At 73.9% G+C, this 26,922-nt stretch carries 23 protein-coding genes; 11 read left to right on the top strand and 12 right to left on the bottom strand.

Annotated features, from left to right (window positions below):
- Position 1 precedes the first annotated feature (1 nt).
- Positions 2-2,122, bottom strand: coding sequence for a transketolase (gene tkt / locus Ae717Ps2_RS13895; RefSeq protein WP_075311729.1), 2,121 nt, complete (start codon positions 2,120-2,122; stop codon positions 2-4).
- Positions 2,123-2,633: 511 nt separating this feature from the next.
- Here tkt and Ae717Ps2_RS13890 point away from each other — a divergent pair.
- Positions 2,634-3,554: a heme o synthase gene (locus Ae717Ps2_RS13890; protein WP_233147767.1), complete on the top strand. Its 921-nt coding sequence runs from the start codon at positions 2,634-2,636 to the stop codon at positions 3,552-3,554.
- Between the two features lie 33 nt (positions 3,555-3,587).
- On the opposite strand, the gene Ae717Ps2_RS13885 is transcribed toward Ae717Ps2_RS13890, so the two are convergent.
- The 6 genes from Ae717Ps2_RS13885 to mptB all read right to left on the bottom strand — a co-directional run bounded on the left by Ae717Ps2_RS13885 (position 3,588) and on the right by mptB (position 11,215).
- A complete protein-coding gene (locus Ae717Ps2_RS13885; protein WP_075306129.1) occupies positions 3,588-5,612 on the bottom strand; it encodes a prolyl oligopeptidase family serine peptidase in 2,025 nt (674 codons plus the stop codon).
- A gap of 52 nt (positions 5,613-5,664) precedes the next feature.
- Entirely contained in the window at positions 5,665-6,636 is a 972-nt protein-coding gene (locus Ae717Ps2_RS13880; RefSeq protein WP_075306131.1) for a quinone oxidoreductase, read from the bottom strand.
- A 162-nt stretch (positions 6,637-6,798) separates the two neighbouring features.
- Positions 6,799-7,782 (bottom strand): heme A synthase, encoded by a 984-nt coding sequence (locus Ae717Ps2_RS13875; protein ID WP_369804838.1) that lies wholly within the window; start codon positions 7,780-7,782, stop codon positions 6,799-6,801.
- A gap of 15 nt (positions 7,783-7,797) precedes the next feature.
- Positions 7,798-8,553: an ABC transporter permease gene (locus Ae717Ps2_RS13870; RefSeq protein ID WP_051050365.1), complete on the bottom strand. Its 756-nt coding sequence runs from the start codon at positions 8,551-8,553 to the stop codon at positions 7,798-7,800.
- A gap of 35 nt (positions 8,554-8,588) precedes the next feature.
- Complete coding sequence (locus Ae717Ps2_RS13865; protein WP_075333476.1) at positions 8,589-9,500, bottom strand: ABC transporter ATP-binding protein; 912 nt, start codon at positions 9,498-9,500, stop codon at positions 8,589-8,591.
- Positions 9,497-11,215, bottom strand: coding sequence for a polyprenol phosphomannose-dependent alpha 1,6 mannosyltransferase MptB (gene mptB, locus Ae717Ps2_RS13860; RefSeq protein ID WP_083702367.1), 1,719 nt, complete (start codon positions 11,213-11,215; stop codon positions 9,497-9,499). Before mptB ends, Ae717Ps2_RS13865 begins: the two co-directional genes overlap by 4 nt.
- Positions 11,216-11,344: 129 nt before the next feature.
- Between mptB and Ae717Ps2_RS13855 the strand changes: the two genes are divergently transcribed.
- Genes Ae717Ps2_RS13855 through Ae717Ps2_RS13825 form a run of 7 tightly spaced genes read left to right on the top strand, consistent with a single transcriptional unit; the run spans position 11,345 to position 17,779 of the window.
- Positions 11,345-12,157 carry a helix-turn-helix transcriptional regulator gene (locus Ae717Ps2_RS13855; RefSeq protein ID WP_369804837.1) on the top strand — a complete coding sequence of 271 codons (813 nt, stop codon included), beginning with the start codon at positions 11,345-11,347 and terminating at the stop codon, positions 12,155-12,157.
- Complete coding sequence (gene sufB, locus Ae717Ps2_RS13850; RefSeq protein WP_075306139.1) at positions 12,154-13,590, top strand: Fe-S cluster assembly protein SufB; 1,437 nt, start codon at positions 12,154-12,156, stop codon at positions 13,588-13,590. The genes Ae717Ps2_RS13855 and sufB overlap by 4 nt, the downstream gene beginning before the upstream one ends.
- The gene (gene sufD, locus Ae717Ps2_RS13845) at positions 13,587-14,777 is read left to right on the top strand and encodes a Fe-S cluster assembly protein SufD (protein WP_075333475.1); all 1,191 of its coding nucleotides are present in this window, start codon (positions 13,587-13,589) and stop codon (positions 14,775-14,777) included. The genes sufB and sufD overlap by 4 nt, the downstream gene beginning before the upstream one ends.
- Before the next feature lie 37 nt (positions 14,778-14,814).
- Positions 14,815-15,585 carry a Fe-S cluster assembly ATPase SufC gene (sufC, locus tag Ae717Ps2_RS13840; protein WP_020624274.1) on the top strand — a complete coding sequence of 257 codons (771 nt, stop codon included), beginning with the start codon at positions 14,815-14,817 and terminating at the stop codon, positions 15,583-15,585.
- Between the two features lies 1 nt (position 15,586).
- On the top strand, positions 15,587-16,891 hold the full coding sequence (locus Ae717Ps2_RS13835) for a cysteine desulfurase (RefSeq protein WP_075306145.1): 1,305 nt from the start codon (positions 15,587-15,589) through the stop codon (positions 16,889-16,891).
- Position 16,892: 1 nt separating this feature from the next.
- Positions 16,893-17,369: a Fe-S cluster assembly sulfur transfer protein SufU gene (gene sufU, locus Ae717Ps2_RS13830; RefSeq protein WP_020624272.1), complete on the top strand. Its 477-nt coding sequence runs from the start codon at positions 16,893-16,895 to the stop codon at positions 17,367-17,369.
- Positions 17,366-17,779, top strand: a complete 414-nt coding sequence (locus tag Ae717Ps2_RS13825; RefSeq protein WP_020624271.1) for a metal-sulfur cluster assembly factor — start codon at positions 17,366-17,368, stop codon at positions 17,777-17,779. The genes sufU and Ae717Ps2_RS13825 overlap by 4 nt, the downstream gene beginning before the upstream one ends.
- 61 nt (positions 17,780-17,840) lie before the next feature.
- Here Ae717Ps2_RS13825 and Ae717Ps2_RS13820 read toward each other — a convergent pair whose 3' ends face one another.
- The 5 genes from Ae717Ps2_RS13820 to Ae717Ps2_RS13800 all read right to left on the bottom strand — a co-directional run bounded on the left by Ae717Ps2_RS13820 (position 17,841) and on the right by Ae717Ps2_RS13800 (position 22,559).
- Positions 17,841-18,692 carry an arylamine N-acetyltransferase gene (locus tag Ae717Ps2_RS13820; protein WP_075306149.1) on the bottom strand — a complete coding sequence of 284 codons (852 nt, stop codon included), beginning with the start codon at positions 18,690-18,692 and terminating at the stop codon, positions 17,841-17,843.
- Positions 18,693-18,763: 71 nt separating this feature from the next.
- Positions 18,764-19,804: an adenylate/guanylate cyclase domain-containing protein gene (locus tag Ae717Ps2_RS13815; protein ID WP_198932182.1), complete on the bottom strand. Its 1,041-nt coding sequence runs from the start codon at positions 19,802-19,804 to the stop codon at positions 18,764-18,766.
- 4 nt (positions 19,805-19,808) lie between these two features.
- Positions 19,809-20,258: a universal stress protein gene (locus Ae717Ps2_RS13810; protein ID WP_075334267.1), complete on the bottom strand. Its 450-nt coding sequence runs from the start codon at positions 20,256-20,258 to the stop codon at positions 19,809-19,811.
- Positions 20,259-20,367: 109 nt separating this feature from the next.
- Entirely contained in the window at positions 20,368-21,771 is a 1,404-nt protein-coding gene (locus Ae717Ps2_RS39050; RefSeq protein WP_075333474.1) for a lycopene cyclase family protein, read from the bottom strand.
- Entirely contained in the window at positions 21,768-22,559 is a 792-nt protein-coding gene (locus Ae717Ps2_RS13800; RefSeq protein ID WP_075306153.1) for an SDR family oxidoreductase, read from the bottom strand. Before Ae717Ps2_RS13800 ends, Ae717Ps2_RS39050 begins: the two co-directional genes overlap by 4 nt.
- Positions 22,560-22,708: 149 nt before the next feature.
- Between Ae717Ps2_RS13800 and Ae717Ps2_RS13795 the strand changes: the two genes are divergently transcribed.
- From Ae717Ps2_RS13795 to Ae717Ps2_RS13785, 3 genes are all read left to right on the top strand, one after another.
- Positions 22,709-24,331: an ABC-F family ATP-binding cassette domain-containing protein gene (locus tag Ae717Ps2_RS13795; protein WP_020625428.1), complete on the top strand. Its 1,623-nt coding sequence runs from the start codon at positions 22,709-22,711 to the stop codon at positions 24,329-24,331.
- A 301-nt stretch (positions 24,332-24,632) separates the two neighbouring features.
- Entirely contained in the window at positions 24,633-24,842 is a 210-nt protein-coding gene (locus tag Ae717Ps2_RS13790) for a helix-turn-helix domain-containing protein (RefSeq protein ID WP_010240451.1), read from the top strand.
- A 199-nt stretch (positions 24,843-25,041) separates the two neighbouring features.
- Positions 25,042-26,910, top strand: coding sequence for an ABC transporter ATP-binding protein (locus Ae717Ps2_RS13785; RefSeq protein ID WP_233147766.1), 1,869 nt, complete (start codon positions 25,042-25,044; stop codon positions 26,908-26,910).
- The last annotated feature ends 12 nt before the right edge of the window (positions 26,911-26,922 follow it).

The raw sequence follows: 26,922 nt of genomic DNA, 5'->3' as shown, positions 1-26,922 counted from the left end.
TTCACGCCGTCGTCGCGGCGAGGGTCTCCCGCGCGGCGTCGGCGACGGTGTCGGCGGTGAAGCCGAACTTCTCGAACAGGGTGGCGGCATCGGCGCTGGCGCCGAAGTGCTCGATGGACACCGATCGCCCAGCGTCGCCGACGACGGCGCGCCACGGCATCGCGATCCCGGCCTCGACCGAGACCCTGGCCCGCACCGCGGACGGCAGGACCGACTCGCGGTAGGCCTCGTCCTGGGCGTCGAACCACTCGACGCACGGCATGGACACCACACGGGTACCGACGCCGTCGGCCTCCAGCTTCTTCCGCGCCTCGACCGCGAGGTGCAGCTCGGAGCCGGTGGCGACGATCACGACCTGCGGGACGCCGGTCGAGGCGTCGGACAGCACGTAGCCGCCGCGCGCGACACCCTCGGCGGAGGTGCCCGGCAGGGTCGGCACGTTCTGGCGGGTCAGCGCGAACCCGATCGGCCCGTCCGACGGGCGCTCCAGCGCCGCCTTCCAGGCGTAGACGGTCTCGTTGGCGTCACCGGGGCGGACCACCGACAGGCCCGGGATCGCGCGCAGCGCGGCCAGGTGCTCGATCGGCTGGTGGGTCGGGCCGTCCTCGCCCAGACCGATCGAGTCGTGCGTCCACACGTAGATCGGGTTGGTCTTCATCAGGGCGGCGAGGCGGACCGCCGGGCGCATGTAGTCGGAGAACACCAGGAAGGTGCCGCCGTAGGCGCGGGTCGGGCCGTGCAGGGCGATGCCGTTGAGGACCGCGCCCATCGCGTGCTCGCGGACACCGAAGTGCAGCGTGCGGCCGTACGGGGAGGTCGTCCACATGCCGGTCGAGGCCGACTTCGGGCCGAACGAGTCGACGCCCTTCATCGTGGTGTTGTTCGACTCCGCGAGGTCGGCCGAGCCGCCCCACAGCTCCGGCAACACCTCGGCCAGCGCGCCGAGCACGGTGCCGGAGGCCTTGCGGGTCGCCAGGCCCTTCTCGTCGGTGTCGAAGTGCGGCAGCGCGTCCGCCCAGCCCTCGGGGAGCTCCTTCGCGAGCAGCCGGTCGAGCAGCTGCTTGCGCTGCGGCTCGCGCTGCGCCCACTCGTCGAAGGTGCCCTGCCAGGTGTCGTGCGCGGCGCGGGAGCGCTCGCCGACGGCCCGGGTGTGGGCGAGGACGTCGGCGTCGACCTCGAAGTCCTGGTCCGGGTCGAACCCGAGGACCTTCTTGACCTCGCGGACCTCGTCGTCACCGAGCGCCGAGCCGTGCGCGGCACCGGTGTTCATCTTGTTCGGCGACGGGTAGCCGATCACGGTCTTGAGCACGATGATCGACGGACGGCCGGTCTCGGCCTTCGCGGCCTCGAGCGCGGCGAGGATGCCGGTGACGTTCTCGCCGCCCTCGACGACCTGCACGTGCCAGCCGTAGGCCTCGTACCGCTTCGCGGTGTCCTCGTTGAACGCGATGTTGGTGTCGTCCTCGATGGAGATCTCGTTCGCGTCGTAGATCACCGTGAGGTTGCCGAGCTCCTGGCGGCCGGCCAGCGACGACGCCTCGGAGGTGACGCCCTCCTCGATGTCGCCGTCGGAGGCGATCACGTAGATCTGGTGGTCGAACGGCGAGGACCCCTCGGGGGCGTCCGGGTCGAACAGACCGCGCTCGCGACGGGCGGCGATCGCCATCCCGACGGCCGAGGACAGCCCCTGGCCCAGCGGGCCGGTGGTCATCTCGACGCCGCGGGTGTGGCCCCACTCCGGGTGGCCCGGGGTGAGCGAGCCCCACGTGCGGAGGCTCTCGAGGTCCTCGCGCTCCAGGCCGTATCCGGCCAGGTAGAGCTGGATGTAGAGGGTGAGGCTGGAGTGGCCCGCGGAGAGCACGAACCGGTCGCGGCCCATCCAGTCCGGGTCGGCCGGGTCGTGGCGCATGACGCGCTGGAACAGCGTGTACGCCAGCGGGGCCAGGCTCATCGCGGTGCCGGGGTGTCCGCTGCCGCACTTCTGGACCGCGTCCGCGGCCAGTACACGGATGGTGTCCACGGCCCTGCGGTCGAGGTCGGTCCAGTCGTCGGGGACGTGCGCGCGGGTGAGCGCGGCGACGGCGCTGTCCCCGGCGTGGGGGGACGTAGCGGTCTCGGACAAGGCGATGGCTCCTGTACTCGCGTCGACGATCGTCGGTCTGCCGGTGGTGGATCCGGAGGTCCGCCCGGTGGTCGCGGCCACTGCGGTGGCGGCGACGTCGGCGGGTGTCGTGGTGACCCGGACCACCTGGCGGCATCCTCGCCGCCCCGACCCGGAACACCCTACTGCTCACGCCCGCGGCCAGCGGCTTTGCGCCTCGTGGCGTTCGGCGGACCGGGGCGCCGAGGTCGGTGTACCCGGCGGGCCCGCGACGCATGCCACCGGTTAGCATCGACGCGCTGTAGAACTAGGGAGGTCGCCACCGCGGCTACCCACCCGGTGTCCACGGCACCGAGCCGGTGCGGCCCCTCGGGCGGCGCGGCACGGGATCACTACGTCGAACCGAGCGAGGTACGAACAGGTGAGCGCACCCGCGTCAGGGCGGAGCCGGGCCGACGAGGCCGGAGTGCCGGCCGAGCACGTCCCGGCCGGACCGGACGCCGCGCCGGCGGCGACGCCCCCCGCCACGACCGTGGTGGTCCCGGCGGCACCGACCGGGCGCCTCGCCCGTGTCCGCGCCACGGTGGCGGCCTATCTGGGCCTCACCAAGACGCGGATCATCGAGCAGCTGCTCGTCGTCACCGTGCCCGCCATGTTCCTGGCCCAGCGCGGCGTGCCGTCGCTGCTGCTGATCGCGGCCACCCTGGTCGGCGGCGCGATGGCCGCCGCCGCGGCGCACGCGCTGAACTGCGTCGTCGACGCCGACATCGACCAGAAGATGGCGCGCACCGCCCGCCGTCCGCTGGCACGGGGACAGGTCCCCACCCGCAACGCGCTGGTGTTCGGCCTCGTCCTGGCCGCGCTGAGCTCGGTGTGGCTCGGCCTGACCACGAACTGGCTCGCCGCCGTGCTGTCGCTGGCCGCGATCGCGTTCTACGTGCTCGTCTACACGATGCTGCTCAAGCGGCGGACCTCGCAGAACATCGTGTGGGGCGGTGCCGCGGGCTGCATGCCGGTGGTGATCGGCTGGGCCGCGGTGACCGGCACCGTCGAGTGGCCCGCGCTGGTCATGTTCGGTGTGATCTTCTTCTGGACGCCGCCGCACTTCTGGGCACTGGCGATGCGCTACCGCGAGGACTACGCCGCCGCCGGGGTGCCGATGCTCCCGGTCGTCGCGCCCGCGCCCGCGGTGTCGGTGCGGATCGTGGTCTACAGCTGGGTGATGGTGGCCTGGAGCCTGCTCCTGCTGCCGGTGACGTCGTGGGTGTACCTCGCGGTGGCGCTGCTCGGCGGGGCCTACTTCGTGTTCCGGGCGCACCGGCTGCACCACCAGGTGAAAGAGGGCGGCGAGATCTCCCCGATGCCGCTGTTCCACCTGTCGAACATCTACCTGTGCGTGCTGTTCGCGGCGATCGCCGTCGACGCCGCGCTGGGGCTGCCGGTCCTGTTCTGAGCCCGGACCGGCAGCCGCCGGGGCGGTGGCCGGTCAGCGCAACAGGTCCGGGGTCTCCCACTCGGTGCCCAGCACGTGGTGGTCCAGGAACGCCCACACCGTGCGGTACCAGACCTTCGCGTGGTTCGGGGCGAGGACCCAGTGGTTCTCGTCGGGGAAATACAGGAACCGGTGCGGGTTGGCCTCCGGGTCGGCCTGCCGGGACACCAGGTCCCACCACAGCCGCAGCCCCTCGCCGATCGGCACCCGGTAGTCGCGGTCGCCGTGGATCACCAGCATCGGGGTGGCGATCGCGTCGGCGTGCCGGTGCGGGCTGTTGGCCTGGGCCATCGCCGGGGTCATCTCGGTCAGCCAGTACTCGGCGTGGTCGGTCGTCGGCCCGAACTGGTCGAGCGCCCACAGGCTGGCGTGGGTGACGATCGCGGCGAACCGGTCGGTGTGCCCGGCGACCCAGTTGGCCATGTAGCCGCCGAAGGAGCCGCCCATCGCCGCGGTGCGGGTGTCGTCGATGTCGGGCCGGGCGGTCGCGGCGTCGGTGGCGGCCATCAGGTCGGTGAACGGCGCGCCGCCCCAGGCACCCCAGCCGCGCTGGACGAAGTCCTGGCCGTAGCCGGTCGACAGGGCCGGGTCGGGGAGCAGCACGGCCCAGCCGCGTGCGGCCATCAGCCACGGGTTCCACCGCCACGACCAGGCGTTCCAGCTGGCCAGCGGGCCGCCGTGGATCCACAGCAGCAGCGGTACCGGGTGCTCGGCGTCGGCGCCTTCGGGCAGGACCAGCCAGGCGCGGACCCGGGTGCCGTCGGCGGCGGTGGTCTCCAGTTCGGTGAGCGAACCGGGCAGTGCGGGCGCCGCGGCGGGTGCGGGCAGGTGCTCCGGGACGGCGTCGTGGCCGTCGGCGGGGATCCGGACCGGGGCGGGCGGCGCGTCGTAGGCGTGGCGCAGTGCGTAGACCCACCGCCCGTCCGGCGACGGGCACGGGTCGGAGTAGGTGCCGTGGTCGCCGGTCAGCCGGGTGACGGCGTCGTCCTCCCCGGTCGCGCCCAGCTCGATCCGGAACAGCGGGCCGCGGCCGTTCTCGTCGGCGGTGACCACCAGCGCGGACCCGTCCCGGGTCCACCGCGCCGCGGTGGGCCACCGGTCCCAGCCCGGTGCCACCGGGCGCGGTGCGCCACCGGCGAGCGGGACCAGGACCAGCTCGATCCGCGGCGCGACCTCCGGGGTGGAGACGCGTTCGCGCAGCGCGACGACGGTCCGCCCGTCCGGGCTGATCCGGGGCGCGGCGTACTCGTGCCCGTCGTCGTCGGTGAGGCCGCGGTGCTCCCCGGTCGCGGTGTCGACCACGACCAGACCCGGCCGCCAGGTGCCGTGGCCGTGCGCGCGGTACCAACCGGTCACCACCGAGCCGCCGTCGGGGGACACGTCGAACGCGGTCTCGTCCAGCGCACGGCCCGGCGCCGGGGTGAGGTCCCGCCACGGGTCCGTCTCCCCGGGGGTGGCCAGGAGCAGCCGTTCCTCGGCCGGGCCGAGGTCGTGGTCCCAGTGCCGCACCGGGTAGCCGGTGTGCAGCATCGCGGTGACCTTGCCCTCGGTGCGCGCGCTGCGGCGCTGCTCGTCCTCCTCGGTCGTGGTGGCACCGGGCAGCGTGGGGGAGGACACGACGACCGTCCCCGCGTCGGCGGCGACAGCGACCGCGGAGATCCCGCCGGGCCGCGCCCCGGCGGGCTCGGCCTCGCCCCCGGCCGCCGGGAGGCGCCACAGCGAGGTCGGCGGCTCGGTCTCCCCGGTGGCATCGGGGTCGGGGCGGGCGGACCGGAACAGCAGGTCGCCGTCGGGGGTGAAGACCGGCCCGGACTCGCCGGCCGCGCCCCGGGTCAGCCGCCGCGCCGGGGCGTCCCCCGCGGGGTCGATCTCCCACAGGGCGGTCCGGTAGCGGGTGCCGTCGGCGTCGAGCTCGGCGACGCCGGTGACCAGGCGCTGCCCGTCGGGGGACAGGGTGAGCCCGCCGAGGCGGGGGAGCGCGACGTAGGCGTCGAGGTCGTGGAACGGGGTGTCGGTCACGCCGTCGGTTCTACCGCACGCCGCGCGGCGGACCGACCCCCGTGGCGCCTCGTCAGGGGACGAGCAGCACCTTGCCGGTGGTGCGGCGGCCCTGCAGGTCGTCGTGGGCGGTGCGGGCGTCCGCCAGGCCGTAGCGGTGTCCGATCCGTACGTCGAGGCGGCCCGCGGCGACCTCGCCGTACACGGCCGCCGCGCGAGCGCGCAGCTCGTCGGTGGTGGCGATGTAGTCGAACAGCTTCGGGCGGGTCAGGTACAGCGACCCCGCCGCGTTGAGCCGCTGCGGGTCGAACGGCTCGACCGGGCCGGACGCGGCGCCGTAGAGCACCAGCGTGCCGCGACGGCGCACCGAGGCCAGGCTCGCGTCGAACGTGCTGCGCCCGACCGAGTCGAACGCCGCGTGCACGCCCTCGCCGCCGGTGAGGTCGCGGACGGCGGCGGCCAGGTCGTCGACCGCGGTGTAGTCGATCACCTCGTCGGCGCCGGCCCCGCGGGCCAGCTCGGCCTTCTCCGGCGTCGACGTCGTGGCGATCACCCGGGCGCCCTTGGCGACGGCCAGCTGGGTGAGCAGCAGCCCGACGCCCCCGGCCGCGGCGTGCAGCAGGATCGTCTCCCCGCCGCGCAGCGGGAAGCAGTCGGTGACCAGGAAGTGCGCGGTCATGCCCTGCAGCGCCGCGCCGACCGCGACGTCGTCGGCGACGCCGTCGGGCACCGGGACGGCCTTCGCCCACGGCACGGCGACCTGCTCGGCGTAGCTGCCCAGGGTGTTGGCCCAGGCGATCCGGTCCCCGACCGCGACGCCGTCGACGTCCGGGCCCAGCGCGGTGACCCGGCCCGCGCCCTCCAGCCCCGCGACGTAGGGCGTCGGCATCGGGTAGATGCCCTCGCGCTGGTAGGTGTCGATGAAGTTCACGCCGGCCGCGGCGACCTCCACCAGCACCTCGCCCGGACCCGGGACCGGGGCGTCGGTGTCGACGACCTCCAGCACCTCGGACCCGCCGGGCTCCCGCACCCGTACCGCACGCATGTGTCCTCCTCGTCGCTCGCCGCTGCTGCCGGTCCCGATCATGCCCGCACGCGTCGCGGCGCGGCATCCGGGAGACGGCCCGCCGCGAGCCCGGTGCGCGCGACGAGACCGTCGGTCGGCAGCGGGTCGCGCAGCACGTCGTCCGGACGGACCCGTGCCGGCTCAGGCCGACGCGGCGGCGGGTTCCGGGGCGGTGTCCGCCGGGTCACCGGTCGGGGTGGCGCGGGGGTCGACGGCGGCCGGCCGGGTCGCGGTCCCGGCCCACACCCAGGCGGCCGCGGCGGCGGTCAGCCCGGCGCCGAGCACGTGCAGTGACACCAGCAGCTCCGGGACCCCGAGGGCGTACTGGACCCCGCCGAGCGCGCCCTGGGCGAGGACGACCACGACGAGCACCCGGAAGCGGCGCTGCAGCGCCTGCGGGGCGGACACCGCGCGCAGCAGGAACCCGAGCCCGACCAGGGTCCCGAGGTAGAGGAACAGGGTGTCGACGTGCAGCTGCGCGAGCGCGGGGATCGGCACGTCCAGGCGCGGGGTCTCCGGGTCGCCGCCGTGCGGACCCGCCGCGGTGACCAGCGTCCCGGCGACGAGCAGCACCGCGAGCACCGCGGTGGAGAACAGCACCAGCCCGCGCCCGGCGGCGGGCACGGTGCGGGTCGCCGGGCCGTCGGCCTCGGTCGCCGCGCCGACGAACAGCACCGAGAACCAGACCAGCACCATCGAGGCGAGGAAGTGCAGCATCACCGTCCACCAGGCCAGACCGAGGAGCACCGTGATGCCGCCGATGACGGCCTGCGCGACGACGCCGAGCGGCATGGCCAGCGCGAGCGCGGTGAGGCGGCGCCTGCGGGGCCGGGTGAACAGGGCCCCGAGCAGCGCGGCGCCGGCGAACAGCACGACCAGGATCCCGAGCAGCCGGTTGGAGAACTCGATCCACATGTGCAGCGGCGCGATCTCGGCGTGGTCGACCGGGATCATGCTGCCCGGCTCGCACTGCGGCCAGGTCGAGCAGCCGAGCCCCGAGCCGGTGACCCGCACGACCGATCCGGTCACCCCGATCCCGATCTGGGCGACGAGGTTCGCGATCGTGAGCCGGCGCATCAGCACCGGCGGGGTGGAGGGCACGCGCGACGACAGCACACTACGCATCGTAGAAGATGGGTCTCAGGTCCAGCGCACCAGCCGCGACGCCGCCACCCCGGCGACGACGGCCCACCCGGTGAGCACCAGCAGGGGCCCGGCCGACGGGAACTCGCCCGCGCCGAGCGCCGACCGCAGCGCCTCGGCCAGCGCCCCGGACGGGAGCCACGGGGCGATCGCCGCCAGCGGTCCCGGCAGGTCCGCGACCGGCACCACGATCCCGCCCGCCAGCAGCAGCGCGAACCACACCAGGTTGGCGACGGCGAGCACGATCTCCGCCCGCAGCGTCCCGCCCAGCAGGATGCCCAGCGCCCCGAACGCGGCAGCGCCGAGCAGCACGGCCAGCGCGGCGCCGTCGAGCCGGGCCCCGGCCGGGGACCAGCCCAGCAGTGCGGCGAGTACGCCGAGCAGCACCACCTGGATCACGACGACGGCGGCGACCGCGGTCAGCCGCCCGCACACCAGCAGCCAGCGGGGCAGCGCCGTAGCGGCGAGCCTGCGCAGCGCGCCGTAGCGGCGGTCGAAGCCGAGCGCGATGGCCTGGCTGGTGAATGCCGAGCTCATCACGGCCAGCGCCAGCATGGCGGCGAACAGCCACGCCACCCGCGGCTCCGGGGCGGGCACCGCCGGGACGAGCGTGAGCCCGGCCAGCAGGGCCGCCGGGATAAGCAGGGTCAGCAGCACCTGTTCGGCGTTGCGCAGTGCGAGCCGGGTCTCCAGGCCGCCCTGGGCCCGCAGCATCGTCAGCGCACGTCCGCGGCCGGGCGCGGGGGTGAACATGCCGTCGGGGAACGGCGGGGCCGTCGGCGGGGTCCTCACGAGCGCAGCTCCCGTCCGGTGAGGTCGAGGAAGACGTCCTCCAGGCTGCGGCGCACGACCTGGACGTCGTCGGCGAGCACGCCCTGGTCGGCACACCACGAGGTGATGGCGGCGAGCGCGGCCGGGTCGATCCGGCCGCGGACCCGGTAGCGGCCGGGGGAGGTCTCGCAGCTGGCGTAGCCGGCGGGCAGCCGGGCGTCGAGACCGTCGACGTCCATCCCCGGCCGGGCCCGGAAGCGCAGCTCGGTCTGGTCGCCCGCGGTCAGCTGCGCCGGCGAGCCGTGCGCCACGACCCGGCCGTGGTCGATGATCACGACGTCGTCGGCGAGCTGTTCGGCCTCGTCCATCAGGTGGGTGGTGAGCAGCACCCCGACGCCGTCGCGGCGCAGCGCCCGCACCAGGTCCCACACCAGGTGGCGGGCCTGCGGGTCGAGACCGGCGGTCGGCTCGTCGAGGAACACCAGCTCCGGGCGCCCGACGACGGCGCAGGCCAGCGCCAGGCGCTGCTGCTCCCCGCCGGAGAGCCGCTTGTACGGCGTGCCCGCCCGCGGTCGAAGCCCGAGCACGTCGAGGAGCATGTCCACGTCGAGCGGGTGCGCGGCGCAGTCGGCGACCAGGTGCAGCATCTCCCCGGTCCGCACGGCCGGGTACGCGCCGCCGCCCTGCGGCATGACGCCCACGCGGGGGCGGACGGTCTCGTCGGCCGGGTCGTGGCCGAGTACCCGCACCCGCCCGGCCGAGGGCGCCCGGAAGCCGGTGCACACCTCGACGGTCGAGGACTTGCCGGCGCCGTTCGGGCCGAGCAGGGCGAGGACCTCGCCGCGGGCCAGGTCGAGGTCGATCCCGTCGACGGCGGTCGTGGTGCCGTAGCGCACGACGAGGCCGCGGATCTCCAGGGCGGCGCTCACCGGGCGGGCTCCGTGTCCGAGGCCGCGCGGGTCCCGGCGGGGGCGTCGCCCGGGGTGGCTGCGCCGTCGGCGTCGTCGGCGTCGTCGGCGTCGTCGGCGTCGTCGGGGCCGCCGGGGCCGTCGGCGGCCGCGTCGCCGGGGGCGCGGATCAGCCGCGCGACCACGTACAGCGCGAGGGCGTACATGACCGCGCCCGCGGTGATCGCCAGCGGCAGCTGGAATCCGCGGAAGAAGAAGTCGGCGCCGGTGGGCGGCACGACCAGGGCCAGCACCACCGACAGGAGCAGCAGGCCGCGGCGGTAGAACGGCATGGCCCGGGTGACGACCAGCGGCAGCAGGGCCCAGAACAGGTACCACGGGTGCACGACCGGGCCGAGCAGCACGACCGCGCCGAGCCCGAGACCGGTGCCGGTGACCGGGTCGACCGTGCCGCGCAGGCAGCCCAGCAGCAGGGCGACCACGATGACCACGATCGGCAGCACGAACAGGCTGCGCATCAGGCCCATCGTGGTGTCGAGGTGGTCACCGAGCCCGGCGAGCCTGCCGACCTGGCCGGCGAGCAGGCCGAGGTTGGTGCTGATCGACATGGGGGAGATGAGCGCGCTGGGCGCCGACAGCCCGCGCACCCAGTTGAAGCCCAGCCCGGTGGCGAGGCTGAAGAAGGTCAGCACCGCGGCGGCGATCGCGGACAGCCACGCGGTCGTCACGGCCCAGTCGACGAGCCTGCCGCCGCGCCTGCGGACCAGGTACACGCCGACGAACCCCAGTGCGAGCAGCGCGGGGAGCTTCACCGAGGCGGCGGCGACGATCAGCGCGGCGCCGGCGGTGATCCGCCACCAGGGCTGCACGGTGTCGTCGCGGCCGAGCATCACCCAGAGCCCGAGCAGCATCAGCGGCAGCATGATCGACTCGTTGTGGATGCCGCTGACCATGTGGAACAGCACCAGCGGGTTCGCCGCGCCGAGCCACAGGACCAGCCCGGCATCGAGGTCGAAGCGCGACGCGAGCCGCGGCAGCACCCACACCAGCAGGGCGACCCCGGCGAGCGCCAGCAGCCGGTGTTCGAGGATCCCGAGGACGACGTTGTCCCCGGACAGCGCGGTGATCCCGCGCCCCAGGCCGAGGAACAGCGGGCCGTAGGGCGCCGGGGTGTCGCGCCAGACCGTGGGGATGCCGCGGACCAGCGGGTCGTCGATGCCGAGCGCCTGCGCCGGGCCGATCGAGTACGGGTCGATCCCGCGGGCGAGCGTCGCGCTCTGGGCGAGGTAGCTGTAGATGTCCTTGGAGAACATCGGCGGCGCCAGGGCCAGCGGCACCCCCCACAGGATCGCGGTGCGGCCGAGCTCGCGACGCTCGGGCGCGGGGTGCCGCGCCCCGCGGGTGGTGAGCATCCGGGCGATCCACAGCCAGGCGGTGACCACCATCAGCAGGCCCGCGTAGGTGACGGCGATGGCCAGGGTGACGTTGCGCGCGGGCAGCCCGATCACGCGCAGCCCGTTCAGCGGGTTCGGCACCGGGAACGCCCCGGAACCCAGTGCGCTGATCCCCATCAGGAGCGCGCCGATCAGGCCGAGGATCCGCGCGATCCGGGCCTGCTCGCGCAGGCCGCGCCGGGCCCGGTGGCCGGTCGACGGCGGTGCGGCGGGGGGATCGGACGGCGCCGCACGCGTCGGGGGGTCGTCGCGCCCGGGCGGGGCGACCTCGGGCGTCACCATGGGAGAAGAGGCTAGTGGTGCCGCCGCGGGGGGTCCGGTACCGGCCCTCACCTGCGGGTGGAGTGAGCCCGGTCACCGCGGCGGGGGGCCTGTTTTGCCGTGCCGACCGATATACGCAACACTGGTGTTGTGAAAACGGACCGGACAGCGCCGCGGCGCCTCGACGACCCTGCCTGCGGGCACGGCGTCGCGGGCGACGCCGTGGTGCCCGCCGGATCCGGGACGGGTACCCGTGCCCTCGTGGCGCGGGTGCTCATGGAGCAGGGTCCGGTCACGGCCGCCGTCGTGGCGGCCGAGCTGGAGCTCACCGAGGCCGCCGTGCGCCGGCACCTCGACGCGCTGATCGTCGACGGCGAGGCGGAGGCCCGGGCCCCGGCCCGGTCCGCCCGGCCGCGGGGCCGGGGTCGTCCGGCCCGGGAGTACCTGCTCACCGACACGGGCCGGGTCCGGTTCGGGCACGGGTACGACGACCTGGCCACCCAGGCTCTGCGCTTCCTCGCCGACACGGCGGGGGAGGAGGCGGTCGACGCCTTCGCCCGGCACCGGGTGCGCGAGCTGCTCGGGTCCGACCTCGACGCGGTGACCGCTCCGGCGGAGCCCGCGGAGCGGGTCGAGGCGCTCGCCCGGGTGCTCAGCGCCCGCGGCTACGCCGCACAGACCCGGCGCGGCGGGTTCGGGGTGCAGCTGTGCCAGCACCACTGCCCGGTCGCCCACGTGGCCACCGAGTTCCCGGAGCTCTGCGAGGCCGAGACGCGTGCCTTCGCCGATCTGCTGGGCACGCACGTGCAGCGGTTGGCCACGATCGCCCGCGGCGACGCCGCGTGCACCACACACGTGCCGCTCGAGGATCCCGAACTCCTCGCGCGGGTACGGGACAGGGGAGCCGCGGGTACCGCGCAGCTCCCACCACCACGGTCCCCGAAAGGGAGGCAGTCCTTATGACGACCACTCCTGATGTGCGCACCGAGCTCACGCAGGAGGAGACGATCGCGGCGCTCGGCCGGTACGACTTCGGCTGGGCCGACTCCGACGAGGCGGGCTCCATCGCGAAGCGTGGCCTGTCCTCCGAGGTCGTCGCCGACATCTCCCGCCTGAAGAACGAGCCCGAGTGGATGCTGGAGTTCCGGCAGAAGGCGCTCGACATCTTCGGCAAGAAGCCGATGCCGCGCTGGGGCTCCGACCTGTCCGGGATCGACTTCGACAACATCAAGTACTTCGTGCGCTCCTCGGAGAAGCAGGCCGCCACCTGGGAGGACCTGCCCGAGGACATCAAGAACACCTACGACAAGCTGGGGATCCCCGAGGCCGAGAAGGCCCGCCTGGTCTCCGGTGTCGCCGCGCAGTACGAGTCCGAGGTCGTCTACCACTCGATCCGCGAGGACCTCGAGCAGCAGGGCGTCATCTTCCTGGACACCGACACCGCGCTGAAGGAGCACCCGGAGCTGTTCCGGGAGTACTTCGGCTCGGTCATCCCGTCCGGTGACAACAAGTTCTCCGCCCTGAACTCCGCGGTCTGGTCCGGCGGCTCGTTCATCTACGTCCCGCCGGGTGTGCACGTCGACATCCCGCTGCAGGCCTACTTCCGGATCAACACCGAGAACATGGGCCAGTTCGAGCGGACGCTGATCATCGTCGACGAGGGTGCCTACGTGCACTACGTCGAGGGCTGTACCGCGCCGATCTACAAGACCGACTCGCTGCACTCGGCCGTCGTCGAGATCGTGGTCAAGAAGGGCGGCCGCTGCCGCTACACCACGATCCAGAACTGGTCGAACAACGTCTACAACCTGGTCACCAAGCGCGCCAAGGCCGAGGAGGGCGCGACCATGGAGTGGGTCGACGGCAACCTCGGCTCCAAGGTGACCATGAAGTACCCGGCCGTGTGGCTGATGGGCGAGCACGCCAAGGGCGAGGTCCTCTCGATCGCGTTCGCGGGCGAGGGCCAGCACCAGGACGCCGGCGCCAAGATGGTCCACCTCGCGCCCAACACCTCCTCGACGATCGTGTCGAAGTCGGTGGCGCGTGGCGGCGGCCGTACGTCCTACCGCGGCCTGATCCAGGTCAACCCGCGCGCACGCAACTCCCGGTCCACGGTGAAGTGCGACGCGCTGCTGGTCGACACGATCTCCCGCTCCGACACCTACCCCTACGTCGACATCCGCAACGACGACGTGTCGATGGGGCACGAGGCCACCGTCTCCAAGGTCTCCGACGACCAGCTCTTCTACCTGATGAGCCGCGGTCTGACCGAGGACGAGGCCATGGCCATGGTCGTGCGCGGGTTCGTCGAGCCCATCGCGCGCGAGCTGCCGATGGAGTACGCGCTGGAGCTGAACCGGCTGATCGAGCTGCAGATGGAGGGTTCCGTCGGATGACGACGAGTGACGTTGCCGGCCTCGCGCCCGAGCTGGAGGGCGCCAAGGAGGGGCAGGGCGAGGTCCCGATCGCCTCGGCCGGTGAGCGCTTCCAGTCCTTCGACGTGGAGGCGTTCGAGGTCCCCGGGGGCCGCGAGGAGAACTGGCGGTTCACCCCGCTGCGGCGCCTCAAGGGCCTGCACGACGGGTCGGCCGACCTGCAGGGCTCGCCCGTGGTCACGGTCACCGAGGCCGCGGGGGTCACGGTGGAGACCGTCGGCCGCGACGACGCCCGTCTCGGTGAGGGCGGCACGCCCTTCGACCGGGTCGCCGCCGCCGCGTGGTCCGGCTTCGCCGAGGCCACCGTGGTGACCCTGGACGGCGAGAAGGTGGAGCCGGTCACGATCACCGTGGAGGGCCCCGGCGAGGGAGTCTCCGCGGCCGGCCACCTGCACATCCGCACCACCCCGCACACGCAGGCGACGGTCGTCGTCGTGCACCGGGGCTCGGGCGTGCTGGCCGACAACACCGAGGTCGTGCTCGCCGACGGCTCGCACCTGACCCTGGTCGTCACCGAGGAGTGGGCCGACGACGCCGTGCACGTGGGCGCCGAGCACTACTCGGTCGGCCGCGACGCCACGCTGCGCGGGACGACCGTGCAGCTCGGCGGCGACCTGGTCCGGGTCTCCTCGACCGTGCGCTACGCCGGCCCCGGCGGCGACGCGGAGCTCCTCGGGCTCGGGTTCACCGACGCCGGCCAGCACCTGGAGCAGCGGCTGCTGGTGGACCATGCGGTGCCGAACTGCAAGTCCAACGTGCTCTACAAGAACGCGCTGCAGAGCCTCACGAAGGACTCCTCGCACGTGGTGTGGATCGGCGACGTGCTGATCCGGGCCGCCGCGGAGAACACCGAGACCTTCGAGTTCAACCGGAACCTGGTGCTCACCGAGCACTGCCGCGCCGACTCCGTGCCCAACCTGGAGATCGAGACCGGCGAGATCGTGAGCGCCGGCCACGCCAGCGCGACCGGCCGGTTCGACGACGAGCAGCTGTTCTACCTGCGCAGCCGCGGCATCCCCGAGGACCAGGCCCGCCGCCTCGTCGTCCGCGGGTTCTTCGGCGAGGTCCTCAACAAGATCACGCTGCCGGAGCTCAAGGAGCGACTGGAAGCGGCCGTCGAGGCCGAGCTCGCCCTGACCGGCGTCTGATCCCACACCCTTCCCGAATACGGAGCGACCACCACAGATGTCCACTCTGGAGATCAAGGACCTGCACGCCTCGGTCGAGACGGCCGAGGACGGTCCCAAGGAGATCCTGCGCGGCGTGAACCTCACCGTCCGCGCGGGCGAGACGCACGCGATCATGGGGCCGAACGGCTCCGGCAAGTCCACGCTGGCCTACGCCATCGCCGGGCACCCGAAGTACACCGTCACCGGCGGCGAGGTGCTCCTCGACGGCGAGAACGTCCTGGAGATGTCGGTCGACGAGCGGGCGCGCGCCGGGCTGTTCCTGGCGATGCAGTACCCCGTCGAGGTCCCGGGCGTGTCGATGGCGAACTTCCTGCGCTCGGCGGCCACCGCCACCCGCGGCGAGGCGCCGAAGCTGCGGACCTGGGTCAAGGAGGTCAAGGAGGCCATGGCCGGCCTCGACATCTCCCCGGAGTTCGCCGACCGCTCGGTCAACGAGGGCTTCTCCGGCGGTGAGAAGAAGCGCCACGAGGTGCTCCAGCTCGAGCTGCTGAAGCCGAAGTTCGCCGTGCTCGACGAGACCGACTCCGGCCTCGACGTCGACGCCCTGCGCGTCGTGTCCGAGGGCGTGAACCGGTACCGCTCCGGCGGCGAGACCGGCGTCCTGCTGATCACGCACTACACGCGGATCCTGAACCACATCAAGCCGGACCGCGTGCACGTGTTCGCCGGCGGCCGCGTCGTCGAGTCCGGCGGCCCGGAGCTGGCCGACGAGCTCGAGAAGAACGGCTACGTCCGGTTCACCCAGGCCGACAAGGCAGCGGTCTGACATGACCCTCACCCACGGAACCGGGACCACGGCCGGCCTGGACGCCGACGCCGTGGCCCGGATCCGGGCGGACTTCCCGATCCTCGCGCGCACCGTGCGCGAGGAGAAGCCGCTGGTCTACCTCGACTCCGGCGCGACCTCCCAGCGGCCGCGCCAGGTGCTCGACGCCGAGCGCACGTTCCTGGAGCGGCACAACGCTGCTGTCCACCGGGGCGCGCACCAGCTCGCCGAGGAGGCCACCGACGCCTACGAGTCCGCCCGGGCACGCATCGCGGCGTTCGTCGGTGCGAACGACGACGAGGTCGTGTTCGTCAAGAACGCGACCGAGGGCGTCAACCTGGTCGCCTACGGCCTCGGCAACGCCTCGGTCCGGACCGGGCTCGACGCCGCCTCCGAGCGGTTCGCGCTCGGCCCCGGTGACGAGATCGTGGTGACCGAGCTGGAGCACCACGCGAACCTCATCCCGTGGCAGGAGCTGTGCCGGCGGACCGGCGCGACCCTGCGCTGGTACTCGGTCACCGACGACGGCCGGATCGACCTCGACTCGCTCGAGCTGACCGACCGGACGCGGGTCGTGGCCTTCACCCACCAGTCGAACGTGACCGGTGCCGTCGCGCCGGTCGCACAGCTGGTGGCCCGCGCCGCCGCGGTCGGGGCACTCACCGTGCTCGACGCCTGCCAGTCGGTGCCGCACATGCCGGTCGACCTGCACCGGCTCGGGGTGGACTTCGCGGTCTTCTCCGGGCACAAGATGCTCGGGCCGTCCGGGGTCGGCGTCCTCTACGGCCGCCGGGAGCTGCTGGAGGCGCTCCCGCCGTTCCTCACGGGTGGCTCGATGATCGAGACCGTCCGGATGGAGGGCGCGACCTACGCCCCGCCCCCGCAGCGGTTCGAGGCCGGGGTGCCGATGACGTCGCAGGCCGTCGGCCTCGGCGCCGCGGTCGACTACCTCGAGGCGATCGGGATGGACGCCGTCGCCGCGCACGAGGCGTCGCTGACCGCGGCCGCCCTCGAGCAGCTGTCGGCGATCGACGGGCTGCGCATCGTCGGTCCGGCCACGCCCGGCGAGCGCGGGGGAGCGGTGTCGTTCGTCGTGGACGGCATCCACGCCCACGACCTGTCCCAGGTGCTCGACGACGCCGGCGTCGCCATCCGCGTGGGTCACCACTGCGCGTGGCCGCTGCACCGGCGTTTCGGCATCGTGGCCAGCGCCCGCGCGTCGTTCGCGGTGTACAACACGCTCGACGAGGTCACCGCGCTGGCCGACGGGGTGCGCGCCGCCCAGACGTTCTTCGGGACGGTGTGACGTGCAGCTGCAGCAGATGTACCAGGAGATCATCCTGGACCACTACCGCGACCCGCACGGGTCCGGGCTGCGCGAGCCCTACGACGCCGAGACCCACCACGTGAACCCCACCTGCGGGGACGAGGTCACGCTGCGGGTCAAGGTCGACGACGGTCCCGAGGGTGCCGTGGTCACCGACGTCTCCTACGAGACGCTGGGCTGCTCGATCAGCCAGGCCTCGGTGTCGGTGCTGCACGACCTGGTCGCCGGGAAGTCGGTCGGCGAGGCGTGGAAGATCATGGCCTCGTTCCAGGAGATGGCCCAGGGACGCGGCAAGGTCGAGCCCGACGAGGACGTCATCGGCGACGGCGTGGCCTTCGCCGGCGTCGCCAAGTACCCGGCGCGGGTCAAGTGTGCTCTCCTGGGCTGGATGGCATTCAAGGACGCGGTGAGCCGCACCGACGCCAGCATCGAGAACTCCGAGGGGAGTCCGGCATGAGCGAGACCACCGAACAGAGCACCTCCGAGGACGTGGTGCGCGGGGCGGCGGGCATGCCCGAGCCGCCCGCCCGGGCCGACGCCGGTGACGGCGCGACCCTGGAGGCCCTGGAGGAGGCGATGAAGGACGTCGTCGACCCCGAGCTGGGCATCAACGTCGTCGACCTCGGCCTCGTCTACGGCATCGACCGGGACGGCGGTACCGCAGTCATCGACATGACGCTGACCTCGGCGGCCTGCCCGCTGACCGACGTGATCGAGGAGCAGACCCGCTCCGCGCTCACCGCCGGTCCCGACGGCGGCCTCGTCGACGACGTCCGGATCAACTGGGTCTGGATGCCGCCGTGGGGCCCGGAGAAGATCACCGAGGACGGCCGCGAGCAGCTGCGCGCCCTCGGCTTCCGGGTCTGAGGACCCGTACCGACCCGACGGGCCGGATCCCCGACATCCGGGGGTCCGGCCCGTCGTCGTCTCACGGGAAGTAGACCTCCCGCAGCCGGCCCTCGAGCCCGGCGACGCCGCCGGTGTCGATGCCGAAGTGCGTCTCCAGCGCGTCCCGGACCCGGGCGGGGGAGGCGAGGTCGTGCCGCTGCGCGGCGCGGTCGGCGGTGCGCACGGTGAGCCGGGTCCCGTCCAGGGTGGTCCGGCGTTCCGGGGTGGTGCGCGCGGCGACGAGCCCGGTCCGGAAGTGCGACCCCGGGTGGTGGGTCAGGTACCAGGAGCCCATCGCGAAGTCGATGTCCGGTGCGGGGGCCAGGTCGAAGGTGTACTGGTCGGCCCAGCCACCGTCGCCGCCGCGCCGCTGCAGGACCCAGCTGCCGTGGTCGCCGCGGGCGTAGCGGTAGGTAGCCTGCGGGGTCGGCTGCTCCAGCCCGGCGACGAGCCGCAGCGCGGTGGTCGGCACCGTCGAGCCGAACCCGGCGTCGACGGTGAAGCGGCCCTCCACGGTGTCGACGAGGGTCAGCCGGTGGGTGCGCTCGGTCGGCGGGTCCTCGGCGGCCAGGCCCAGCCGGACCCGCCCGACCAGCGGGGTCACCCGCAGACCGAGGTCGGCCAGGGCGTCGTGCAGCAGCCGGTTGTGCTCGAAGCACCAGCCGCCGCGCCGCCCGTGCACCAGCTTGGCCGCGACACCGTCGGCGGTGGTCGGCGGTTCGACCCCGGTGAACGGGTCGAGGTTCTCGAACGGGATGGTCGCGACGTGCGCGGTCACGAGCCGGTCGAGCAGCGCCCGGTCCGGTGTCGCCCGGTCGACCCCGATGAGGTCGAGGTAGGCGGCGACCGAGGTGGTCACCGTGCTCGTCGTGCTGCCCGTCGTGCTCGTCATGGTGATCGAGGCTGTCACCTCGACCCGGGTTCAGGTCAACTGAATCGACCGGGTCGACCGGGTCGACACGGTCAGCGTTCGCGGGCCCCGCGCAGCGCCCAGGCCCGCAGGTGGGAGTAGCCGCGCGTGTGCAGGGTCGCGATCCGCCGCAGGTCGAAGCGCGGGTCGTCGCGCAGCGCGTCGTACATCTCCTTGTCGACGAGCACCGTGTCCGGGCGCGCCTCGGAGGTGAGCCGGGCCGCGACGTTGACGACCTCGCCGTAGACGTCGCCGTAGCGGGCGAGCACCATGCCGTGCGCGAGCCCGATCCGCAGCAGGGGCAGCGACGGCTCGGTCCGGACCCGGTCCCGCAGGCCGAGCGCGATGGCCGCCGCGTCGGCGGGGTGCTCGGTCACGAAGAGCACCTCGTCGCCGACGGTCTTGATCACCCGGCCCCGGCCGTTCGCGATGACCTCGTTGGTCACGGCCCCGAAACGTTCGATCATCTCGCTGAGCTCGTCCATGCTGCGACGGCGGGTGGTGCGGGTGAACCCGACCATGTCGGCGAACCCGACCGACAGCGGCCAGGTGTCGGCGACGATGTCGGCGACGTCGCGGCGCTGCACCCCGGCGACCCAGCGCGACGCCGTCGCCGCGAGGTGGCGCCGCCACACGTAGGACTGCAGCGCCTCCAGGTCGGGGATCACCTCGGCGGCGAGCCGCGCCGCGTCGCGCGGGGTCAGCTCCCCGAGGTGCGCGGCGGCGACCTGGGCGAGCATCCCGATCTGCCACTCGGCGAGCCGGGACATCGACTGCGCGAGCGCCCGGGCGACGGCCTCGCGGGCGACCGTCTCGGGCAGCCACTCCCGGCTCAGCCGGGTGACCATCCGGGCGGCCTCGAGGTCGGCCCGGGTGTAGACGCGGTCACCCGGCTCGGAGTCGGTGAACCCCAGCGCCCGCCAGAGCCGCCCCGACTCCTCCGGGTCGAGCCCCGCGGCCTCCACCAGCTCGTCGCGGGTGAACTCGCGGGGCACGCCCAGGATGAGCTCGTCCAGCGCCCCGTCGTCGACCTCGCTCCAGTCGATCGAGGCGGGATCGGGCAGGGGGCGGGACGACCCGGGCTCGGACCTCACGCGATCACGTGGTGTGCACGACGAGCACGTCCACGCCGGCACGGCGGGTCGCGTCGGCGGGCACCGAGCCGAGCAGCCGCCCGGAGAACGTGTTCAGACCGCGGTTGCCGACCACGAGGAGGTCGGCGCGGTGCTCCTTGACGGCCTTGCGGAGCACGTCCACCGGGGCGCCGTCCTCGGCGAAGGTCGAGACGTCCTTCGCGCCGACGGCGGCGGCCCGGTCGGCGGCCTCGCGCAGCGCCTCCTCGGCGGGGGTCCAGCCGGTGACGAGGAAGGCCTCGTCCTTCAGCGCGTCCTCCGCGACCGAGGTGTCCTCGCGGCTGGCCGGGGTGTAGGCGGAGACGATGACCAGCTTCGCGCCGCTGTCGGCGGCCACCCCGGCGGCGCGCTCGACGGCCAGGAACGACGTCGCCGAGCCGTCGGTGCCGACGACGATGGTCTGGTATGCGGACACAGGTGCCTCCCGGGGGAACGGTCGCGCGTCGCCGGGCATGCGGCCGGCGTCACCGCGTGCGACGACGTTACTACGTTGTATCCGATCAACTTGTCCCGAGTCCCTCCCGTCATCGCCCGTTCGGGTGGAATGCTGCAGCTGATCGCAGCATGCGCGTACGCACGGCCGGCGGAGCGGCCCGGAACACCCCGGCCATTCCGGCGAGGGTGCCGGTCAGGTCGTCGCGGCCGGTGAGGAACGCGCGTCCGCTGCGCCCGGCGAAGAACGCGTCGAAGAAGTCCGGCACGAGGTGCGGCGGCATCTCCAGCACGGTGCGCAGCCCGTGCCGGCGCAGCCGGTGCACCGCGCGGGCCGACCGGGGCCAGAGCAGCCGCCGGGCCGCCGTCGTCGCGGCGGCGGGATCGTGCGGCAGGTGCCGGGCCAGCTCCGCGGCCAGCCGGGGGGCCAGCCCGAGCGCGGGGGCGACGCTGAACCCGGTGGCCGGGTGCACCAGCGGGGTCGCCGCCCCGAACCCGACGGGGTGCCGCGGACCGCGCGGGGTGTCGACCGGGAAGCGCACCCGCTCGACGGGGGCGCCGTCGGGCACGGTGACGCCGGCCCCCGCGAGCCGGGCCGCGAGCCGGTCGCGCAGCTCGGGCAGCGGCAGCCCCGGCCGTCGCGCGAGGGAGGTCTCCTCCAGCAGGACGGTGCCGTCGCCGTAGGGGACGGCGTAGAGGAACGTCGGCCAGTCCGTCCACCCGGGCCGGTGCGGGCCGGGGGAGCGCCAGTCCATGAAGACGGCCTCGCCGGGCCGCACCACCGGTGCGGCCGCCCGCTCGTCGACGACGACCCCCCAGGCGGTCTGCTCGGTCCCGCCCGCCGGGCCGGGGCGCAGCCGCGACGGCGCCCCCGTCGCGTCGACGACCAGTGCCGCGTCGACGACCTGCGTCGCGTCGTCCCCCGGTGCTGTGTCGCTGCCTCCGCCTCCGCTGCCGCTGCTGCTGCTGCTGCTGCCGCTGCCGTCGCCGCTGGTGCCGTCGGCGTCGGTGCCGCTGCTCCCGCCGTCACCGCCCCGGTCGCCCGGGACGTGCAGCCGCACCCGGTACCGGTGGCCGTCGGGCCGGACGTCGTCGGCGGCGGCGCGGCCGGGCAGCACCGTGACCCCGGCGAGCCGGGCGTCGAGGTGGGCGCGCAGCCCGGCGGTGTCCAGCACCGCGTACGGGCCCAGCGCGCGCCTGCCGCCGCCGGGCAGCACGGCCACCGCCGCCGGCCGGGCCGCGACCGTCGTGGCCGGCAGGTGCGGCGGCAGCTCCTCGGGCCACGCGCAGTAGGTCGCCGTCCACGCCCGCTCCGGGGCGGGATCGGCGAGCACGGTGCGCAGCCCGGCCTCCGCGCACGCCGCGGCGAGTGCACGCCCGGCCGGCCCGCCGCCGAGCACCAGCACGTCGGCCACCGTCGGCCCGGAGGCACCCGAGGGCTGCGCTGTCGTGCCCGAGGGCTGCGGCGCCGCGGCCCCGCCGGCCGTCCCGGTCACCGCGGGTCCTGCCGGTGCCGCCCGGCGGACAGGCTGCCGCCGTCGATCCGCAGGGTGGCGCCGGTGACCCAGGACGCGGCGTCGGAGACGAGGAACGCGACCGCCTCGGCGACGTCCGCCGGCTCCCCGATGCGCCCCAGCGGGTAACCCGCCACGACCGACGCCTCGTCCCGGGCGTAGAGCGCCTCGGCGAACCGCGTCCGCACCACGGCGGGGGCGACGGCGTTGACCCGGATGTCGGGGCCGAGCTGGCCCGCCAGCTCCTCGGTCAGGGTGAGCAGCGCCGCCTTCGACGCCCCGTAGGCGCCGATGACGCCGGTGGCGCGCAGCGCCGCGACCGAGGCGACGTTGACGACCGCGCCGCCGTGCGCGCCCATCCAGACCCGGTGCGCCTGCTGGACGAACCCGAGCGCGGCGACGACGTTGACGTCGAGGATCTTGCGGACGGCATCGAGGTCGGCCTCGACCAGCGGCCCGTGCTGGGGGTTGATCCCGGCGTTGTTGACCAGCACGTCCAGCGAGCCGAACGCCGCCACCGTGGCCTCCGCCGCGGCGGCCCGGTGCGCCGCGTCCCCGGCGTTGCCGGCGACGGCCAGCACCCGGCCGGCGTCGACACCCGCGGCTGCCGCGAGACCGGCCGCCGCCGCGTCGAGCTCGGGGGCGTGCCGCCCGGTGATCGTCACCGACGCGCCGCGCGCCAGCAGCGCGGCCGCGACGCCGTGGCCGATGCCCCGTGAGGCGCCGGTGACCAGTGCCGCCCGACCGGCCAGGGAGGTGAGATCGGTCATGGGGAACGACCCTACGTGGGAAACACCGTGGACCCGGCCGGTAGGCTGGCCGCGTGATCCTGATCGAGTAGACCGGCTCCCGGGCACAGGTGTGCCCGCATCCGGTCCTCTCAGCGTCACTCCTCGTCCTCCGTCTGGAGCTCTTTCACGTGATCACCACGACCGACCTCGAACTGCGTGCCGGGTCCCGCATCCTGCTCTCCGGTGCGACCCTGCGCGTGCAGCCCGGCGACCGGATCGGTCTGGTCGGGCGCAACGGCGCGGGCAAGACCACCTCGATGCGGGTGCTGGCCGGTGAGGGCGAGCCGTACTCAGGGCAGCGGACCGCGAACTCCCCGGTCGGCTACCTGCCGCAGGACCCGCGCGAGGGCGACCTGTCGGTGACGGCGAAGGACCGGGTGCTCTCGGCCCGCGGCCTGGACGTGCTGCTCGCGAAGATGGAGAAGGCGCAGACGGCGATGGCCGAGCTGGCCGACCCGGCCGCGAACGACAAGGCGATCCGCGAGTACGGCCGGCTCGAGGAGCGGTTCTCCGCCCTCGGCGGCTACGCCGCGGAGTCCGAGGCCGCGCGGATCTGCACCCACCTGGGACTGCCCGAGCGGGTGCTCGCCCAGCCGATGCGGACGCTGTCGGGCGGTCAGCGTCGGCGCGTGGAGCTTGCCCGGATCCTGTTCGCGGCCTCCGACGGCGGGTCGCAGTCGGCGACCACGCTGCTGCTCGACGAGCCCACCAACCACCTCGACGCCGACTCGATCACCTGGCTGCGCGGGTTCCTGCAGTCGCACGAGGGCGGGCTCGTCGTGATCAGCCACGACACCGAGCTGCTGGCCGCGGTCGTGAACAAGGTGTGGTTCCTCGACGCCACCCGCGGCGAGGCGGACCAGTACAACATGGACTGGAAGCGGTACCTGGAGGCGCGCGCCACCGACGAGAAGCGTCGTCGCCGCGAGCGGGCCAACGCCGAGAAGAAGGCGTCCGCACTGCACGTGCAGGCCGCGAAGATGGGTGCGAAGGCCACCAAGGCCGTCGCGGCGAAGAACATGGCCCGCCGCGCCGACGCACTGCTCGCCGGCCTGGACGACGAGCGTCAGGCCGACCGCGTCGCGCACATCCGGTTCCCGACCCCGGCGCCCTGCGGGCGGACCCCGCTCACCGCGGAGAACCTGTCCAAGGCCTACGGGTCGCTGGAGGTCTTCACCGGGGTGGATCTCGCGGTGGACCGCGGGTCGAAGGTCGTGGTGCTGGGCTTCAACGGCGCCGGGAAGACGACGCTGCTGCGGATCCTGGCCGGCACCGAGGAGTCCGACTCGGGCGGTGTCGTCCCCGGCCACGGGCTGCGCCGGGGCTACTTCGCCCAGGAGCACGACACACTCGACATGGACGCCTCGGTCTGGGACAACATCCGCCACGCCAGCCCGGACGCCCCCGAGCAGCAGCTGCGGACCCTGCTCGGGTCGTTCATGTTCTCCGGGGAGCAGCTCGAGCAGCCCGCCGGGACGCTGTCCGGCGGTGAGCGGACCCGGCTCGCCCTGGCCGGGCTGGTGTCCTCGGCGGCGAACGTGCTGCTGCTCGACGAGCCGACCAACAACCTGGATCCGGCCAGCCGCGAGCAGGTGCTCGACGCGCTGCGCCGCTTCGAGGGGGCCGTCGTGCTCGTCACCCACGACCCGGGCGCGGTCGAGGCGCTGGAGCCGGACCGGGTGATCGTGCTGCCCGACGGCACCGAGGACCACTGGTCGGCCGACTACCTGGAACTGGTCCAGCTCGCCTGACCGGTCACCGCACGCCGCGGTGATCACCCGACCGGACCACCACGATCATCGGACGTGTCCGGCACGTGTCGCGGGCGGCCGCGGCGACCTCCTCGGCCGGTCCCGACGGGTGGTTCGTTGCGCCACCCGACGGACGGCGCCGTCGAACGGTGCTCGCGGTGCTGAGCCGTTCGGGGTAACCGTTCGCCGATCGCGTTTTCCGCGATCTGGTCATAAATCGTCAACTGGATCATCATGACCTGATCGTCGCGGCTGATGCGGCGATCCGCGGGGGCATCCGCGGAGGGGATGAGGAGGGCCGATGGCCGAGCTGAAGAAGGGCGCCCGGATCACCGGGACGCAGCGGGGCAAACTCGCCGCCGACCTGAAGAAGAAGTACGAGAAGGGCGCCAGCATCCGTTCGCTGGCCGAGCAGACCGGGCGGTCGTACGGATTCGTCCACCGGGTCCTGTCCGAGACGGGTGTGACGCTGCGCGGGCGCGGCGGCGCCACCCGCACCAAGAAGAAGTAGCTCTCTCGTCGGCGCCGCCGACCGGGTCGAGGAACGGGCCCGGGGCGGCGTCGTCGTGTGTCCGGGGTCGGTCGTGTGCCCGGGCCCCGGGCCGCCGGGCGCGTGATCGCCGCGCCCGCCCGCCGTGCGCGCCGTAACGTGAACCCTCGCCGTCCACCACCGGCGAAGGGGAACACCGTTGGATCGCCCGCTCACCCTGATGCGCGGGGTCATCCGGGGGGCGGACTCGACGTCCATCCGCCGTGGCTCCATCGCGCGGGGCACCTGGCCCCGGATCTGGGGCTTCGTCCGGCCCTACCGCCGCTGGCTGTTGTCCTACCTGGCCCTGACCACCGTCACCGCGGTGATCGGGGTCGCCACGCCGGTGCTGGCCGGCCGCGTGGTCAACACGATCGTCGCGGCGAACGACCTGCCCGACGCCGCCCGCGTCGTGATGGTGATCGCCGGGGCGATCGCCGGGATGGCCGTCCTGGAGGCGGTGGTCGGGCTCACCGGACGCTGGTTCTCCGCGCGGCTCGGTGAGGGCCTGATCGAGGACCTGCGGGTGGCGGTGTTCCGCCACGTCCAGTCGATGCCGCTGGCGTTCTTCTCCCGCACCCGGACCGGGGCGCTGGTCAGCAGGCTCAACAACGACGTGATCGGCGCCCAGACCGCCATCACCGGCACCCTGTCCACCGTGCTGTCCAACAGCATCCAGCTCGTGCTGGCCGTCGCGGTCATGATCGGGCTGGCCTGGCAGGTCACCGTCCTGGCGATGCTGCTGCTGCCGGTGTTCGTGCTCCCGGCCCGGCGGATGGGGACCTGGCTCGCCGAGCTGCGCCGCGAGGCCGCCGAGCTCAACGCCACCATGGGCAACCAGATGACCGAGCGGTTCTCCGCACCCGGCGCCACGCTGGTGAAGCTGTTCGGCGACCCCGACTCCGAGGCCGCCGTCTTCCGCGGCCAGGTGTCGCGGGTGCGCGACATCGGTGTCCGGTCGGCGATGGTGTCGCGGCTGTTCGTCACCGCGCTCCAGCTGGTGTCCGCGCTGGCCCAGGCCATGATCTACGGTCTCGGCGGCTACCTCGCGGTGACCGGGTCGATTCCGGCGGGCACGGTCGTCGCGCTCGGGCTGCTGCTGAGCAGGCTCTACACCCCGATGACGGCGCTGGCCAACGCCCGCGTCGACGTCATGACCGCGTTGGTCGCCTTCGAGCGGGTCTTCGAGGTGCTGGACCTGCGCCCGATGCTGACCGAGCGGCCCGATCCGGCCCCGCTGCCCGACGGCCCCGTCGACGTGGCCCTGCGCGGGGTCCGGTTCACCTACCCCAGCGCCACGGACGTCTCCCTGGCCTCGCTGGAGGAGGTCGCGGTGCTCGACCAGCGGGTCAATGCCGAGGTGCTGCACGGCGTCGACCTGCAGGTCCACGGTGGTGGCCTGCTGGCCCTGGTCGGGTCGTCCGGGGCCGGGAAGTCGACGCTGGCCTCGCTGGTCCCCCGGCTCTACGACGTCGACTCCGGCTCGGTGGAGCTGTCCGGGGTGGACGTGCGGGACCTGTCGTTCGCCACGCTGCGCGGTGCCGTCGGCATGGTCACCCAGGACGGGCACCTGTTCCACGACACCATCGCCGGGAACCTGCGCTACGCCGCACCCGCCGCCACCGACGACGAGATGGTCGACGCGTTGCGGCGCGCCCGGCTCGGCGACCTGCTCGACACGCTGCCCGACGGCCTCGACACGGTGGTGGGGGAGCGCGGCTACCGGCTCTCCGGCGGCGAGCGCCAGCGCCTGACCATCGCCCGGCTGCTGCTGGCCCGCCCGCGGGTGGTGATCCTCGACGAGGCCACCGCCCACCTCGACTCCGAGTCCGAGGCCGCGGTGCAGGAGGCACTGGCCGAGGCGCTGGTCGGGCGGACCGCGATCGTCATCGCGCACCGGCTGTCCACCGTGCGGGCGGCGGACCGGATCGCGGTGCTGGAGGGCGGTCGGGTCGTCGAGTCCGGCACCCACGACGAGCTGCTGGCCGCCGACGGCCGCTACGCCACCCTCTACCGCACCCAGTTCCTCCCGGCCGCGACCGCGAGCTGAACGGCCCGCGGG

The sequence above is a fragment of the Pseudonocardia sp. Ae717_Ps2 genome, from assembly GCF_001932475.1.
GTDB lineage: Bacteria > Actinomycetota > Actinomycetes > Mycobacteriales > Pseudonocardiaceae > Pseudonocardia.
Note: the sequence above shows the minus strand (reverse complement) of the source record. Positions and strands in the feature narration are given on the sequence as shown.

Bases quoted from the DNA above. Each gene is read 5' to 3' on its own strand.
- Ae717Ps2_RS13800 (WP_075306153.1), bottom strand. From the start codon at position 22,559: ATGACCGATCTCACCTCCCTGGCCGGTCGGGCGGCACTGGTCACCGGC.
- Ae717Ps2_RS13835 (WP_075306145.1), top strand. From the start codon at position 15,587: ATGACCCTCACCCACGGAACCGGGACCACGGCCGGCCTGGACGCCGAC.
- sufD (WP_075333475.1), top strand. From the start codon at position 13,587: ATGACGACGAGTGACGTTGCCGGCCTCGCGCCCGAGCTGGAGGGCGCC.
- Ae717Ps2_RS13875 (WP_369804838.1), bottom strand. From the start codon at position 7,782: ATGCGTAGTGTGCTGTCGTCGCGCGTGCCCTCCACCCCGCCGGTGCTG.
- Ae717Ps2_RS13880 (WP_075306131.1), bottom strand. From the start codon at position 6,636: ATGCGTGCGGTACGGGTGCGGGAGCCCGGCGGGTCCGAGGTGCTGGAG.
- sufB (WP_075306139.1), top strand. From the start codon at position 12,154: ATGACGACCACTCCTGATGTGCGCACCGAGCTCACGCAGGAGGAGACG.
- mptB (WP_083702367.1), bottom strand. From the start codon at position 11,215: ATGGTGACGCCCGAGGTCGCCCCGCCCGGGCGCGACGACCCCCCGACG.
- Ae717Ps2_RS13870 (WP_051050365.1), bottom strand. From the start codon at position 8,553: ATGTTCACCCCCGCGCCCGGCCGCGGACGTGCGCTGACGATGCTGCGG.
- Ae717Ps2_RS13820 (WP_075306149.1), bottom strand. From the start codon at position 18,692: ATGACGAGCACGACGGGCAGCACGACGAGCACGGTGACCACCTCGGTC.
- sufC (WP_020624274.1), top strand. From the start codon at position 14,815: ATGTCCACTCTGGAGATCAAGGACCTGCACGCCTCGGTCGAGACGGCC.
- Ae717Ps2_RS13825 (WP_020624271.1), top strand. From the start codon at position 17,366: ATGAGCGAGACCACCGAACAGAGCACCTCCGAGGACGTGGTGCGCGGG.
- Ae717Ps2_RS13785 (WP_233147766.1), top strand. From the start codon at position 25,042: ATGCGCGGGGTCATCCGGGGGGCGGACTCGACGTCCATCCGCCGTGGC.
- Ae717Ps2_RS13790 (WP_010240451.1), top strand. From the start codon at position 24,633: ATGGCCGAGCTGAAGAAGGGCGCCCGGATCACCGGGACGCAGCGGGGC.